This is a genomic window from Paraburkholderia sp. (assembly GCF_035501035.1).
Lineage (GTDB): Bacteria > Pseudomonadota > Gammaproteobacteria > Burkholderiales > Burkholderiaceae > Paraburkholderia.
The window spans coordinates 17,791-31,056 of record NZ_DATJWR010000204.1; the positions used below are offsets into that span (position 1 = coordinate 17,791).

General features: G+C 62.6%; 15 protein-coding genes. 10 read left to right on the plus strand and 5 right to left on the minus strand.

Annotated elements, in window-relative coordinates:
* Positions 1–5: 5 nt before the first annotated feature.
* From VMJ11_RS14460 to VMJ11_RS14480, 5 genes are read left to right on the plus strand one after another with little or no spacing between them, the layout of a single operon-like run.
* A complete protein-coding gene (locus VMJ11_RS14460) occupies positions 6–659 on the plus strand; it encodes an RraA family protein (protein ID WP_325620078.1) in 654 nt (217 codons plus the stop codon).
* A gap of 32 nt (positions 660–691) precedes the next feature.
* Complete coding sequence (locus tag VMJ11_RS14465) at positions 692–1,363, plus strand: RraA family protein (protein ID WP_325620079.1); 672 nt, start codon at positions 692–694, stop codon at positions 1,361–1,363.
* A 2-nt stretch (positions 1,364–1,365) separates the two neighbouring features.
* Positions 1,366–2,028, plus strand: coding sequence for a 4-carboxy-4-hydroxy-2-oxoadipate aldolase/oxaloacetate decarboxylase (locus tag VMJ11_RS14470; protein WP_325620080.1), 663 nt, complete (start codon positions 1,366–1,368; stop codon positions 2,026–2,028).
* Between the two features lie 8 nt (positions 2,029–2,036).
* Positions 2,037–2,810, plus strand: a complete 774-nt coding sequence (locus VMJ11_RS14475) for an enoyl-CoA hydratase/isomerase family protein (protein ID WP_325620081.1) — start codon at positions 2,037–2,039, stop codon at positions 2,808–2,810.
* 34 nt (positions 2,811–2,844) lie between these two features.
* Positions 2,845–3,273, plus strand: a complete 429-nt coding sequence (locus VMJ11_RS14480; RefSeq protein ID WP_325620082.1) for a PaaI family thioesterase — start codon at positions 2,845–2,847, stop codon at positions 3,271–3,273.
* 15 nt (positions 3,274–3,288) lie between these two features.
* Here the strand turns inward: VMJ11_RS14480 and VMJ11_RS14485 are convergent, their stop codons facing one another.
* On the minus strand, positions 3,289–3,675 hold the full coding sequence (locus VMJ11_RS14485; protein WP_325620083.1) for an MAPEG family protein: 387 nt from the start codon (positions 3,673–3,675) through the stop codon (positions 3,289–3,291).
* Between the two features lie 323 nt (positions 3,676–3,998).
* On the opposite strand from VMJ11_RS14485, the gene VMJ11_RS14490 reads away from it, so the two are divergent.
* Positions 3,999–6,056: an EAL domain-containing protein gene (locus VMJ11_RS14490; RefSeq protein WP_325620084.1), complete on the plus strand. Its 2,058-nt coding sequence runs from the start codon at positions 3,999–4,001 to the stop codon at positions 6,054–6,056.
* A gap of 426 nt (positions 6,057–6,482) precedes the next feature.
* Here VMJ11_RS14490 and VMJ11_RS14495 read toward each other — a convergent pair whose 3' ends face one another.
* Positions 6,483–7,109, minus strand: coding sequence for a hypothetical protein (locus VMJ11_RS14495; RefSeq protein ID WP_325620085.1), 627 nt, complete (start codon positions 7,107–7,109; stop codon positions 6,483–6,485).
* A gap of 177 nt (positions 7,110–7,286) precedes the next feature.
* Between VMJ11_RS14495 and VMJ11_RS14500 the strand changes: the two genes are divergently transcribed.
* The 3 genes from VMJ11_RS14500 to VMJ11_RS14510 all read left to right on the plus strand — a co-directional run bounded on the left by VMJ11_RS14500 (position 7,287) and on the right by VMJ11_RS14510 (position 8,942).
* Positions 7,287–7,631: a hypothetical protein gene (locus VMJ11_RS14500; RefSeq protein WP_325620086.1), complete on the plus strand. Its 345-nt coding sequence runs from the start codon at positions 7,287–7,289 to the stop codon at positions 7,629–7,631.
* A gap of 98 nt (positions 7,632–7,729) precedes the next feature.
* Positions 7,730–8,062: a hypothetical protein gene (locus tag VMJ11_RS14505; RefSeq protein ID WP_325620087.1), complete on the plus strand. Its 333-nt coding sequence runs from the start codon at positions 7,730–7,732 to the stop codon at positions 8,060–8,062.
* Position 8,063: 1 nt separating this feature from the next.
* Positions 8,064–8,942 (plus strand): 4-hydroxy-tetrahydrodipicolinate synthase, encoded by an 879-nt coding sequence (locus VMJ11_RS14510; protein WP_325620088.1) that lies wholly within the window; start codon positions 8,064–8,066, stop codon positions 8,940–8,942.
* Positions 8,943–8,953: 11 nt separating this feature from the next.
* On the opposite strand, the gene VMJ11_RS14515 is transcribed toward VMJ11_RS14510, so the two are convergent.
* Entirely contained in the window at positions 8,954–9,925 is a 972-nt protein-coding gene (locus VMJ11_RS14515) for a zinc-binding alcohol dehydrogenase family protein (protein ID WP_325620089.1), read from the minus strand.
* Positions 9,926–10,411: 486 nt separating this feature from the next.
* Here VMJ11_RS14515 and VMJ11_RS14520 point away from each other — a divergent pair, with 486 nt between their 5' ends.
* Positions 10,412–10,609: a phosphate-starvation-inducible PsiE family protein gene (locus VMJ11_RS14520; protein ID WP_325620093.1), complete on the plus strand. Its 198-nt coding sequence runs from the start codon at positions 10,412–10,414 to the stop codon at positions 10,607–10,609.
* A 507-nt stretch (positions 10,610–11,116) separates the two neighbouring features.
* On the opposite strand, the gene VMJ11_RS14525 is transcribed toward VMJ11_RS14520, so the two are convergent.
* Positions 11,117–11,644, minus strand: a complete 528-nt coding sequence (locus tag VMJ11_RS14525; RefSeq protein ID WP_325620090.1) for a hypothetical protein — start codon at positions 11,642–11,644, stop codon at positions 11,117–11,119.
* 1,320 nt (positions 11,645–12,964) lie between these two features.
* A partial coding sequence (locus VMJ11_RS14530) for a lipid II flippase family protein (RefSeq protein ID WP_325620091.1) occupies positions 12,965–13,266 on the minus strand: 302 nt, incomplete at its 5' end.

A 13,266-nucleotide genomic window follows, 5' to 3' on the forward strand; every position in this document is an offset into this window, starting at 1 on the left:
ACGACATGGCTGACCAAAACGTACAGCGCCTGCGGCGGCTCGACTGCTGCGCCGTCTCGGATGCGCTCGACAAACTCAAATTGCCCGGCGTGGTGAGCGGACTGCCGCAGCGCTCGGGCCAGGGCCGCATTGCCGGCCGTGCGATCACCGTGAAGCTCGGCACCGGCGAAGCCCCGCCCGGACCGCCCGTGCATCTGGGCTGCACCGCGCTCGAGCAGGCCGGCGCCGACAACGTGATCGTGGTCGAGCAGCGCAGCGGCGTGGAAGCGGGCTGCTGGGGCGGCTTGCTCTCGCTTGCGGCAAAGGTGCGCGAAGTCGCCGGCGTAGTGGCCGACGGCCACGTGCGCGACATCGACGAAGCCATTGGTTACGAGCTGTCGGTGTTCAGCCGCGCGACCACGGCGCGCACAGCGCGCGGCCGTGTGGTCGAAAAGGGCACCAACCTGCCGGTGCAGATCGGCGAAGTGCAGGTGGAAGCCGGCGACTATGTCGTGGCCGACAACAGCGCTGTGATCTTCATCCGCGCCGCCGATATCGGCATCGTGCTGGACACCGCCGAGATGATCGTCGCGAAGGAAGCCGCAATGGCCAAGGCGATTCTCGCCGGTACGCCGGTCGGCACGGTGATGGGCGGCAACTACGAACACATGCTCGCATGAGCACATCTCCAGTCCACGGAAAAACAGGAACCATGACGACGAACGACAATCGCAACGATCGTAACGTGGAGCGCGCAGGCCGGCTCGATACGGCCACGCTCTCCGACGCGCTCGACAAGCTCGGCATCAACGGCCAGTGCTACAGGATCAAGGCGCGCAGCACGGATTTCCGCCTCGCGGGCCGCGCGTGGACGCTCAAGTACGGTCCCGCCGCGAACCCGCCCGGCACGGTGGGCGACTATATCGACGACGTTCCGCAAGGCGCGGTCATCGTGCTCGATAACGGCGGGCGTGAAGACGCGACCGTGTGGGGCGACATCCTGACCGAAATCGCGCACCGCCGCGGCATTGCCGGCACGGTGATCAACGGCATTTGTCGCGATGTGGCGCTGTGCCTGAGGCTCGGCTACCCGGTGTTCAGCCGCGATCACTGGATGCGCACGGGCAAGGACCGCGTGCAGGTCGAAGCGAGCGGCATTCCGGTCAACATCGGCGAGGCACGTGTGCAGCCCGGCGACATCCTGCGCGGCGACGCCGACGGCGTGATCGTGATTCCGCGCGAGCACGAAGACGCGGTGCTCGACACGGCCGAGGCCATCCACCATGCCGAGGAAGCGATTCGCGAAGCTTGCCGTGGCGGCATGCGTCTCGATGAAGCACGCAAACAGTTCAAGTACCATCAGTTGCAGACGCGGGGTCAATAACGATGAAAAAGCACGATTGGGCAGCGACGATTCGCACTGCGATCGAACGCGTCGAGACACGCGTGGTGGAGGCCGCACGCAATGTGCCGGCAGCCACGCTGCACGAAGCCGGCGGCAAGATCGGCGCGCTACCTGCCGCGATCAAACCGGTGGCGCCGGGCTTCAGGATTTGCGGCACGGCGCTCACCGTGCACTCGCCGGGCGGCGACAACCTCTGGCTGCATCGCGCCATCGCGCTTGCGCAGCCGGGCGACGTGCTCGTGGTCTACACGAGTGGCGTGTACGAGCATGGCTACTGGGGCGAGGTCATGACGACCGCCGCGAAGGCGCGCGCTCTCGCGGGTCTCGTGATCGACGGCGCCGTACGCGACGCCGACCTGCTCGAAGCGATAGGCTTCCCGGTGTTCTCGCGTGGGCTTTCGATTCGCGGTACGGGCAAGGACTATGGAGCGATCGGCTGGATCAACGAGCCCGTGATGATCGGCAACGTGACGGTCAGCGCGGGCGACCTGATCGTTGGGGACCGCGATGGCGTGGTGGCCATTCCTCGTGCGCGCGCAGCGGACGTGGTGGCGAAGGGCATGAAGCGCGAGGCCGACGAAGCCGCAATCTGCAAGCGTATCGAGGCGGGCGAGACTACCATGCAGATCTACGACTTCCACTGAGGCTGAAGATGACCTCGAAACCCGCTCATTCCTCAGGTCAGCAGCCCGAACTCTGCGTTGCCGGACCGATCGCGACGATCACGCTGCGCCGCCCCGACATGGCGAACCGTCTCGAGCCTGAAGACCTCGTCACCCTGCGCGGCTTCATTCGCGACGTGAACGCGCGGCGCGAGGTGCTCGTGCTGCGCTTGTGTGCGCAGGGCCGGCACTTCTGCGCCGGATTCAACATCGGCAGCCTGGACGGGAACGCTGGCGCGAGTTTCGAGGCGCTCGCGAACGAGCTGGAGCAGGCGCGCCCGGTGACGATCGCCGCGATCAACGGCGGCGTTTATGGCGGCGCGACCGATCTCGCGCTCGCCTGCGACTTTCGCATCGGCGTCGATACAAGCGAGATGTTCGTACCGGCCGCGCGGCTCGGGCTGCTTTTCTATCGCGGCGGTTTGCAGCGCTACGCCTCGCGGCTCGGCCTGAATGTGGCGAAAAAGCTGCTGCTCGGCGCTGTCACATTCGACGCCGCGCAAATGGCGGCCTGCGGTTTCCTCGATAATGTCGTTGCGCGTGCAACGTTACCGGACGAAATGGATCGCTTGAGCGGCGAGCTGGCTGGCATGGCGCCGCTCGCGCTGCTTGGCATGAAAAAGCATCTGAACCGGATTGCGAGCGGCACGCTCGACGTGGACGAGTTCCGGCGCGATGTGGCGCAGGCGGACGCATCGCACGACCTGCGCGAAGGCGCACTCGCGTGGAAGGAGAAGCGCAAGCCGGTGTTTCGCGGCGAGTGAGCCGCGAGCGGATACACAAAAAGAGGATCCCTAAATGGAAATCGACGAAAAGCCGACCTATGCAAACCTGTACGGCGAGAATGGTTCGCCGCCCCCGATCACGACGACGCTCGGCGGCACATTGCTTGCGCTACGCGAGGACGCGCTCGAAGCCGCTTACGTGGGCACTCCGGCGTTCCTGAACCCGGCGGGCCAAGTGCAGGGCGGCATGCTCTGCGCGATGCTCGACGACGTGACGGCAACGCTCGTCACCTCGACGCTCGCCGAGGGCGAGCACTGCGCAACGCTGAATCTGAACACGTCGTTCCTGCGGCCCGCGAAGCCCGGCAGGCTGATCGGCCGCGCTACGCTGGTGCGTAGGGGGCGCGGCGTATGCAATGTCGATGGAGAGTTGTGGCAGGACGACAAGCTTGTCGCGACGGCCACGGCGGTGTGCATGATCGTCGCGCCGGGCCGAGCCTGATCGGGTTGCCACCACTCACCGCAGCAACGAAACGCAGAGCGCGATGCCGGCCGCATAGGTCCCCAACGCACCGACGAACCGCGCAGGGTTGGGCCTTGCCATCGTCGGAAAGGCGATCAGCCCGATGACGAGCAGGCAGCGGCACACGGTCGCCGCGACGATCAGCGCGACCGTTGCCGGCGAAGGCGCTCGCGCGCCGAGAAATACAAAAAGCACCGCGAGGAAGGGGACATATTCGGCGGTGTTCGCATGCGCGCGGACGAGTTTGTGCAGCAGGCTTGCCGGGTCGGGCTCGCAGCCCGAGAGGGTGCCCTCGCGAAAACGCAGCAAAGAGATGGACAGTCCCAGGCCGAATAGCAAGAGACCCAGGACGCCCACACATATCAGCGCAATTCGGTCCATTTGAGGCTCCTCGGCCCCCGGCCGATACGTACAGGCCGGGAGCCTGGCGAAAACACCGAGTATGTGGCGCCGCGAGCAGCCGCTCGAAGCCCGCCTCGTGGATGGCAAGCGCGGCGCACTGCGCCTGCCGCGGCGACGACGCCGCTATCTTAGCCGATGCGCCCGCGTGGCATGCCGCAGCGATGCTACAGTAAGGCGATGAGCGCATCGAAGACGATGCGGGCAGTCGTGCCAGAACTTGAGCCGCTCGCGCGGCCGAGCCGCCAACCGGGGAAAAATACGCCGGGATTCGGGCAACCGGGTGACGAACAGGAGTGTGAGTGGTGACTTCTCTGCTAGAGGCGTTGCGCGTCCACGCGCCGGCTGCGGTGGCCGAATTCTATACGGAGCTCGCCCAGCTCCCGAAGTCGCGCGTGATTCTGGACATGCTCGACGATTCCGAGCGCCGGCACCTGCAACAGCGGCAGATACAGAATCTCCTCTCCCTCGCCACGCCACACATCAAGGATGCCGAACGTATCGCGAATGCCTTGCGCATCGGCCGGATTCACGCCATCGTCGGGCTCGACAAGGACGAACTGGTGGAGAGCCGTGCCCTGCTCGCCGCCTCGGTCTTTCGCCGCATCGGCCGCACGGTCGACAGCCGCGGCCTCTCGCTTTTTGCCGAACGCCTGAACAACGACCTCGCCCAGCAGCTCAAGGCCTATCAGAAGATCGAAAGCGCGCAGCAGGCGGCATTGCTGGACGTAACGAAAGTGGCGTGGGGCAGTGAGCACTATGGGGACCTCATTCACCGCGTCGTCGATATTCTCGCGGCGCACGAGGAAATTGCCGGCTGTGCGATTGGTCGTCCTGACGATCAAGGTGTCTTTCACTTCGAGGCCGCGGCGAGCGAGAGTCTGCTCGGCTATGTCGAGGAGCTCCTGATTTCCGAGCGAACCCGCGTCGTGACCGACGCCGACGATCCGCGCGGCCAGGGCACGGTTGGCCGTGCTTGGCGCAGCGGCAATATCGAGCGGATCATCAACTTCAAGACACTTTCGGCTGCCGCGCCCTGGCGCGAGCTGGTATTGAAAAGCGGCTTTCGTTCCTGCGCGGCGGTTCCGCTCGGCGTTTTCGGCGAGAGCCCCCTCGCGATCCTGCTGCTGTACAGCGCGTTGCCGGGCGGATTCATGGGGGCGAATCAAACGGCTTTTCTCGCCATGTTGCAGACCGTGCTCAACTGCGCACTGGAGCGGCTGGGCACGGCGAGCGTATTCCACGAGGCCATTCCCATGCGCGAGCGCCAGCACTTTGCGGCGCTCGTGCGCTCGGAAGCCTTGCTGACTTACTACCAGCCGTTGCTCGACGTGCAGCGGGGCAAGGTAACGAAGGTCGAGGCGCTCGCGCGCCTCGAAGATGAGGGGCAACTGCTCGCTCCAGCCCAGTTTCTACCCGCACTCGTATCCGACGATCTATTGGAGATCTACGTGCGCATGCTGGAGCATGCGCTAGCGGCACGCCTCGTCTGGCTCGACGAGGGATTCCCACTGGCTTTGTCGATCAATCTTCCGCCGACCGGGCTCAGCGATATCCGCTATCTTCAGGCAACCGAAGCCATGTTGGCGAAATATGGCTGTCCACCCGGGCAACTGACGCTGGAAGTGCTCGAAACCGCGGCGCTTTCCTTCGGGCAGGGCCAGCATGCGATCTCGACACGCTTCAAAGCTTTGGGCGTCACGTTCGCGCAGGACGATCTCGGCTCCGGGGCCAGTGGACTTGCGCGGCTGCGGCAGTTGCCGTTCGACTGGATCAAGATCGATCGCGATATGGTGCAGATCGAAGCCGACGACGCGTTCGACGTGCTGCGCTTCATCTATCAACTCACGCAACTCGGTCACGCGATGGGCAAGCGCGTGGTGGTCGAGGGCGTGGGGTCGATGGATATCGTCGGCGCGTTCGCCACGCTCGGCGTGGATCTGGTGCAGGGCTATGCGATTGCGAAGCCGATGCCCAGCAGTGAAGTCGCCGGCTGGATGCGGCGCCATCCGTTCGAGCGCGAGTTCGCGTGCGATGGCACATTGGCGCGTCTCGCGAGGCTGCTGGTCTGGGAGGAACGGATCACGCAGATTCTGGATGTGCGCTCCACAGCAGACGAGCTCGCGCGCGCCGTGCCGTTCGTGGCCGGGCTGGGTAGTCTCGACGCAACGGTTTCGCCGCTCGTCAGGTCGCTGATCGGGGTTGCAGACATCTTTCCCGGCGATCACGCTTATCGGGCCGAACTGGCGGCGATCGTGAACGCGGCGCTGCATCAGGGCGGGTTGAAGGGGCAGGCCTACGAAGCGGCTCACCGGCGTCTTGTCGGCGCGATTACTTCGCGCACGCAGGCCAGCCGCGCGTGACAGGGCGGCACGGGCGTCATGCGCCGCCGCGCGCTTCCGGCGCCATTGCTCCGCCACGATGCCGCCATGCAGCTCGACGAGCCATCGCGAAGGGCATGCATTCGAGACTCGTACTGCACGCCCCGGGCGAATGGCGGCGGGTTGCACGAAGCCCGATTCGCGCGCCCGCGACCATGCGTGCCTCGCATCGGACCGAATCCATGCGGCAAGCAGCGCACAGCACATGAAGCAGAAGCATGTGGTCAGACCGAGGGCGAAATCGGGATGATTCGAGAACGCAAAGAACGCGAACGCCGAGGTCAAAATGGGGATGACGAGAAGGATCAACGCGCAGACGCGAAGCAGCGCACGTTTTTGCGGAGTCACCGTGGAGGCAGCTCGAAGCATAGGTCGGATCGGCGAAGGGATCTCGCGCATTCGACGCCGTCAATACAGCAGCGTGACCGGCACGCTGCAAAGACGCTTGAGCCGCGTGAGCATCATCCATTTGCGAAGAAAGCCGATATGGCTCGCGTCCACGAGGACGATATCCGCGCCGCCGCATTCAACGCAGGCGGCGATGCTTCGTTCCGCGGGCCCTGGCGCATGTCGCAACCGGTAGGGCACGCCCGCGTCTTCGAGAATCGCGCAGGTGGCGCTCAACGTATCGCGTACGCGTCGTTGCTTGCGGATGTGCGGTTCCAAAGCAGCCCGGAACCACGAGGAGCGGTCGTCGCTTGCGTCCCGCAGCGTCTCCACGATTTCGACTTCGACCATGCCGCGCTCCGCAAAAAGAAACGCGCTATGGCGTGCGGCTTCGGCGGCGCCGTGCGGGTCAACGATAGGAATGAGTAGTTTCAGCACGAAGTTGCCTGCGATGTTCGACATCGAAACGCCAGATACGCGGATCATTCCCGCGTGATTGCGCGATCGGTCAAACCGGCGGTTTGGATGATCGCTCTGGGCCGGATCACGAGGATCGTAGCGAAAAGCGCGTAAACAACCCGTAAAAGATCCGCCCTCGATCCGTAAATACGATGTAGCTCCCAGCCAGGGCTCGATTCCCGGCGCCATCCAATGCGAGGCTCTTTACGACATTTTTTCTTGTTGGAGCTGGGTGTCACTTCTAAACTTGCGCGACGAATCACTTCGAGGAATTGTCATGCATTGCGATCAGGACGGCATCGCCGCATTTCACGCGCTTGCTCCCGTGGAGCATCAGCCACTCAACCCAACGGTGCCCCGCTGATCATGCCGACGCGCTTTCGAGGCTGGCTGAAGCTCGTGCTCCTCACGTTTTCCGTCGACCAGATATTGAGTGCGGTATTCAGTTTCGCTGCCGAGCGAATCGATCCAGACATGGCGGAGTTCCAGACGGTGATCTTCAGTTGCGTGACCTGCGTTCTGGTGAGCCACTGGCTGGTGACAGACGCGCGGGCGGCTTGGACGCTGGCAAAGAAGCAGGGATATATCGGATCTCCGCAATCCGGCTCAGGCGCCCATGCGGAGAAACTCGCGATCGCCAACAATTGCCCGCGGCGCTGGCTCGTCGTGCTGCATCTCGAGCTGAATCCTCAGCTCGGCGGAAGTATCTGAAATTTACGCACGACGTACCGGACTTTTTGACACTAGTTTTATGTGCGCCGCACTACGCTAAGGTTGTGTTCACAACCTGCGAGTAGCAAAGCAATCTCATGGCTTGCGCAAATCCGATTACCCATTCCGATGTAGTGGCCCCGCGCCCTCGCCCGCGTGCCAAAGTTGTCCCCTTGCGGGCACTGCGTGCGTGGCTGGAAGTGGTGCTGACCGCAAATACCGCCGATTCCGCGCGCGCCCATCTAGCGACGCTGCTGCATTCCCCGCTCGGCGTCTATGTCGCGCAGACTGCCTTCGCGCGCGGGGCCATGCGCGTGCAGCTCGATATCGCCCCCGAAGATATCGACTTCACTTTGCACATGCTGATGGCCACCGTTCCTCAAGCGACGATCGGCGCCCTGCGTCCACGCACCGAGCGCAAAGGAGCCTGACATGTTCAAAGGAATCTGGTTGCCGGTCATCACACCCTTGCGCGCAGGCGAAGTCGATATCGAAGCGTTGCAGCGCCTGACCGACGACTATGTGATCGGCGGCATTGCCGGCATCGTCGCGCTCAGCACGACGGGCGAAGCGGCACTCCTGCGCGATGCCGAGCGCGTTGCCGTGGTGCAGGCGATCATGGAGGTCGTGGCGAACCGCGTGCCCGTGTTCGCGGGCCTTGGCGGCAGCGACACCCGTGAGTTCGTAGAGGACCTTCGCGGTCTGGAAAACTGGGACGTGGCCGGCTTTCTCGTTCCGCCGCCCGCTTATGTTTGCCCGGACCAGGCGGGTCTCACATGGCATTTCGAGCAAATCGCGCGCGCGACTTCGCGGCCGATCGTGCTCTACGACGTGCCGCATCGCACCGGCGTATCGATCGAAGTCGAAACGGTGCGCGAGCTGGCGGAAATCGACAATATCGTGGCGATCAAGGCTTGCGCTGGCGAGCGTTTCAAAGCGTTAGGACAGCTACCTATCGATCTGCTTTGCGGCACCGACGAAGCATTTCTCGATTGTCTCCAGGCCGGTGGGGCAGGCGGCATTCTGGCAAGCGCCCACGTTTGCGCGGACTTGCTGCGCGACGTGCAGGCGCTGGTGAAAGCAGGGTACGGCGAGGCGGCGAGCCGGCTATTCAAGCGGGTGAAGCCCGTGCTGCGCCTGTTGTTCGCCGCGCCGAACCCCAGCGCGATCAAGGCCATGCTGGCGCTCGACGCGTGCGTCTTGCCCGAGACACGCGCACCGATTCTTCCCGCCTCTCCTGCGCTGGTGACCCAACTGGAGTTCGCGCGCGCCGTGCTCGACGACTTGCGCGCGGTCTCTCCCACGCGCTGATGCCGGGCCGCTCAGACGACGACCACCATCTTCCCGCCCGCTTCATTGGCTTCCATCACGCGATGCGCTTCGTGAATTTCGTCGAATGCGAACACGCGCGAGGGCCTGGCATCGAGGCGGCCGGCGGCAACGTCTTCGGCAATCTTTTGAAGCGGCACGTCGGAGAGCGGAAATCCCGGCGTGCCGAACACGAAGCTCGCGAAGAACGTCAGATAAACACCGCTCGACATCTGCAGCAACGGATTGAAATCGGGAATCGGGTCGAGGCCGCCCAGCCAGCCCGCAAGACACACCCGGCCGCCTCGCCGCAACACGGCGAGCGAGTCGAGAACCACGCTGTTGCCAACGAGGTCGAGCACGGCGTCTATGTGCTTCGCCTCGGCAATGCGCTTCGACAAGTGGGGGCCTTCGAGCTCGGCGCGCGCGGCACCGAGGGCCTCTAGCATTGCAAACCGCTCCGGGTTGCGCGTGGTTGCAATGACGTTTGCGCCGGCGTTCACGGCGAGCTTCACGGCAGCCTGCCCGAACGACGATGTCGCGCCGCGAATCACCAGCGTTTGCCCTTCTTCGATCTCGAGATTGCGGAAGAGACAGGTCCATGCGGTCGCGTATGTTTCGGGAATCGCCGCGAGATCGGCCCAGGGCAGGTCGGAATCAATCAGCGCCACGTTCGACGCGCGCGCCCGCGTGTATTGGGCATAACTGCCGTTGATCGTTCGTCCGAGGCCACCCATCAGCGCTGCGACTTTCGCGCCCACGGGAAATTCACCGCCAGGGCACGACTTCACCACGCCCACACACTCGATGCCGCTCACCCTGGCCGCCTCGGCCCACTCGCCGCGCCTCATGTGCAACTCGGCATGATTGAGGCCGAATGCCTTGATTTCGATGACCACATGGCCTTCCAGTGGCTCGGGTTCCGGCAGTTCCGTATAGACGAGGCTATCGAGGCCGCCGAACTTGTCGAGCACGATTGCACGCATGACGCTTCTCCTGAGGATGGCTGGCGCGATTGACAAGCCAGCCGGGCAACCCGGCCGGCGAAACGAGGCACAACGCCTCTTGCCAGATGAACAGCGTTACGTCGCGGCCAATGGCGAACTGCGCCTGTCCGCCTCGCCTCCGTTTGCTTTGTAACCGTTTAAGATGGTTTTAGAAGGTTACTCATCGTGGAGTAACTTGTCAAATACTCGTTTTGATGGTTACAAACGACTCAAAAAAGGGGGCAGCTAACGAAATGGATGCCGATGCAACACAGGCGCGTGCCGCGGTAGAGAGCAGAGGATCGTTGGAAAGGGGGAAGCGGGAGCGCTCCCGTCAATGGCGCACGGATTGGTTGTCGGATTTTCGGAATTTCATTTCGTCCGGCTTCCACCCCATACAGGATCGTTGGGAACTGCGAAAATGTTCTGCGAAGAGCGATCAAGGAGCGCCTTGAGCGCGCCACGGAACTTGCTGAATTGTTCGGAGTGCTAATCATAGGCATTGACACCGTGGTGGAAATCGGCGTGCTGATCTGGCACATGGTGCAGTCGGACGGCGTGACCCTCACGGACCTGCTGCTGATGTTTCTCTATCTGGAGATATTCGCGATGGTCGGGGAGTACCTCAAGGCGGGCCAGTTGCCCGACTTTATACGTCAACAACTTTGTTCACTTGTTGCCTGATCTCCTCGCTTTGTAGCCCCGTTCAGACAGCGCCCCCAAATGCGCCGCAACCCCGGTCGGCACGCTGGGCACCGCGAAGCCGAGCCGCCCGTACCACCTCCGTCTCGTGGCGTTCAGTGTCATATCGGTGTGCATTGTCAACAATTTACGCCGCGATGTCGAACGTCCGGTCTTGGCCCAGGCTGTGTGAAAACTCATAACTTCCCGGTTTTCGGGTGTCGCTTTACCCTTCCCGAGCCGTTTCCAAGCTCACACACGACGATCTGACTGGTCGAGTTGATCGACAGGTTCGTTTGGCGTGCGTTTTCACACAGCCTCGGCCGCACCCGGTCGGAAACTGAGTCGGCGGGGCAATCCGCCGTCGCTCGGTCCTCGTTCGGCAGCAACCGACCCGGAGCGGTCCTTCGACCGGACGTAAAGCGGCCATACAAGAGCGAGAAGAACGATTTCCCGATGCGGGGGTGCGCTCAGAGCGCCCCGCATCGGGATCACGCTATCCGAATACCGTTAGTTCTTCTTCGCGAATATGGAGAACCCATGATCGCGCTGCGAGGTAACGCCTGCCGCGACGAGCTGATCTCCTTGAATGACGGTCTCGAAAGTCAATGGGTTGCTGGTTTGCAGAAGGCAACCGCTGCCACTGAACGTCACGGTTCCGTCGAGCACGTGCTTACCCGTCGGTCGAGGAGAAACGGAGCCGCTGAACGTACAGATTCCGTCGGACCCGCTAACAGCTCCATTCGCAGCAACGGTCAACGTTACGGGGGAGGTCGATACCGAGGTTTGACCCGACCATGTCCCAACCGCTTCAGCGACTGTCGCGGGCGTGTCATACAGGGAATTGTAGTTGCCGTTGAAGGTTACGCTGGTTGCGCCTTGCGGGAACGGCGAGGAAAGAGCTTGGGCGGTCGTCAGGGTGCCAGAGAGCGACGTCTTCGCGATGAATGATCCGGAAACGGTGCCTGCAACAAGCGTAGTGGACGATGAATAGACGACAGCGGCGGCATCCGTGAAACTGTAGTTGCTCGCAGTCATGATGCCCTCAACCAGTCCATCGATAGTGGGCGATGTAGGCACGAGGTAATACTGACCCGTCTCCAGGACAAGTAGCGACACCGCTGCTCCGTCGCTCGTTGCGCCTCCCCAGATCCCTTCAGGGATGGCGGTTGATGGTGGGGGCGGGTTGCCAGATGGCGCGCAGTGCGCGTAACCGCCGGTAGTGACTGGCTGGCAAACGTTTCCCGATCCACTACCTCCGCCACAGCCAGCCACTGCAGCGGCACATGCGATTGCGCTTGCTATATGTATCCTCATAGATTGCTGATCCCCGAGTTCCTTTTTTGGTTTTGGTATTTCCACGGGGCATCAAAATGGGCGTGCCGACCGTGGACCAGATCAAGGCTTGGCGCCGCAAGTGTAACAATCATTTCAGGTTATTGAAACGCATTCTGTTGCACACACGGCGCCATTGATTGCAACGACCCTGCCTATGATTTGGACGTATTGAACCGCTTCGGCGGTGAAGTCCACGGCAGGACGTGTGCCCTGTCCGAGTTGTCGGATGCGGCGCGAAGGCTTTCCTTCGGGCTTTTGAACAGGCACCTCACATGAACTTCGTTCTGGTAGGCGATGGCATACACCAGCAGGCAAGCCCTTCTTTCCTTCGCTTCCGAAAGGTCCAATTCATATGCCGCGCGACGTCCAGCTTTCGACAACAAGCTGGACTGTCGGCGATGCGGAGGCACGCGTCGACCGGCGCTCCTGGCCGATACCAGCGCCCCTCGGCTGAGTTCGACAACGCCTCGGGTGCGCGTCTCATGCAGTCCAGCGGCAAGCGGACGCTCAGGCGAGAAGAGCTGCGTGGATTGCCAACGATTTCAGGTAGTAGAGCTACCGAACCGGTCAGCTGGCTAACTGTCGAGGCCTAGTAGTACGTTTCTGTAATGTGAGCGCGCGACACGTACGGTAGTTTGCCCAAATATGAATCCGCCAACGCCGCCTCCGATAACGGCTCCAACGATCGGATGCGCGGCAAATGCACCAAGTGCCGCACCCACTGCAGCGCAAATTGCGCACGCGAGCAACCCGGCCCATGTCTGCCAATGGCGCCAGCTACGACGATAGGCGCGTCGCTAATATACGCGTCTATCGCGCGCCGGTAGATTCGCCAGCTCAGGGATGCGCTTCAAAGTCCAAAAGAACGTCATCGCCGATCTCCTACTCCTTTGTTCGCTCCCTGGAATCGTCTGCGATCTTCAGCGCGATGTCGACTAGCCGAAAGTGGCGGCGCTCTGCCTGACACGTTCGGCTTGGTGCGACGGACAAGGGGGCGCGATCTCCGCATTGATCGCAGCACTAGATGAGTTCGGCGATGCGAACAATGATTAATGCCGCTGGAACAAGCACGGCCTGCGCAATCAGCGTCCCGACAACGCGTGCGCCCGCAAGTGTCGTAATTGCTCGCCGGAAGGTGTTTTCAGAAATCCGGCCTTCGATTACGTCGTCCGTCATCACCGATACTTGCGGGTCGATGACGACCGCCAATACCACGGTCGCGAAGCCATTGATAACTGACGATAGATTCGCGCATGTAACCCGCAAATCGGGCTTCAAGTAACCGGCGTAGAGTGACGCGAAAACACCGACCGTCCAGATCG

What these genes read in the sequence shown, in the direction of transcription:
- VMJ11_RS14525 (WP_325620090.1), bottom strand. Translation starts at nt 11,644, where the DNA reads ATGACTGCGAGCAACTACAGTTTCACGGATGCCGCCGCTGTCGTCTAT.
- VMJ11_RS14495 (WP_325620085.1), bottom strand. Translation starts at nt 7,109, where the DNA reads ATGGCGCCGGGAATCGAGCCCTGGCTGGGAGCTACATCGTATTTACGG.
- VMJ11_RS14480 (WP_325620082.1), top strand. Translation starts at nt 2,845, where the DNA reads ATGGAAATCGACGAAAAGCCGACCTATGCAAACCTGTACGGCGAGAAT.
- VMJ11_RS14485 (WP_325620083.1), bottom strand. Translation starts at nt 3,675, where the DNA reads ATGGACCGAATTGCGCTGATATGTGTGGGCGTCCTGGGTCTCTTGCTA.
- VMJ11_RS14505 (WP_325620087.1), top strand. Translation starts at nt 7,730, where the DNA reads ATGGCTTGCGCAAATCCGATTACCCATTCCGATGTAGTGGCCCCGCGC.
- VMJ11_RS14465 (WP_325620079.1), top strand. Translation starts at nt 692, where the DNA reads ATGACGACGAACGACAATCGCAACGATCGTAACGTGGAGCGCGCAGGC.
- VMJ11_RS14510 (WP_325620088.1), top strand. Translation starts at nt 8,064, where the DNA reads ATGTTCAAAGGAATCTGGTTGCCGGTCATCACACCCTTGCGCGCAGGC.
- VMJ11_RS14475 (WP_325620081.1), top strand. Translation starts at nt 2,037, where the DNA reads ATGACCTCGAAACCCGCTCATTCCTCAGGTCAGCAGCCCGAACTCTGC.
- VMJ11_RS14500 (WP_325620086.1), top strand. Translation starts at nt 7,287, where the DNA reads ATGCCGACGCGCTTTCGAGGCTGGCTGAAGCTCGTGCTCCTCACGTTT.
- VMJ11_RS14470 (WP_325620080.1), top strand. Translation starts at nt 1,366, where the DNA reads ATGAAAAAGCACGATTGGGCAGCGACGATTCGCACTGCGATCGAACGC.
- VMJ11_RS14515 (WP_325620089.1), bottom strand. Translation starts at nt 9,925, where the DNA reads ATGCGTGCAATCGTGCTCGACAAGTTCGGCGGCCTCGATAGCCTCGTC.
- VMJ11_RS14460 (WP_325620078.1), top strand. Translation starts at nt 6, where the DNA reads ATGGCTGACCAAAACGTACAGCGCCTGCGGCGGCTCGACTGCTGCGCC.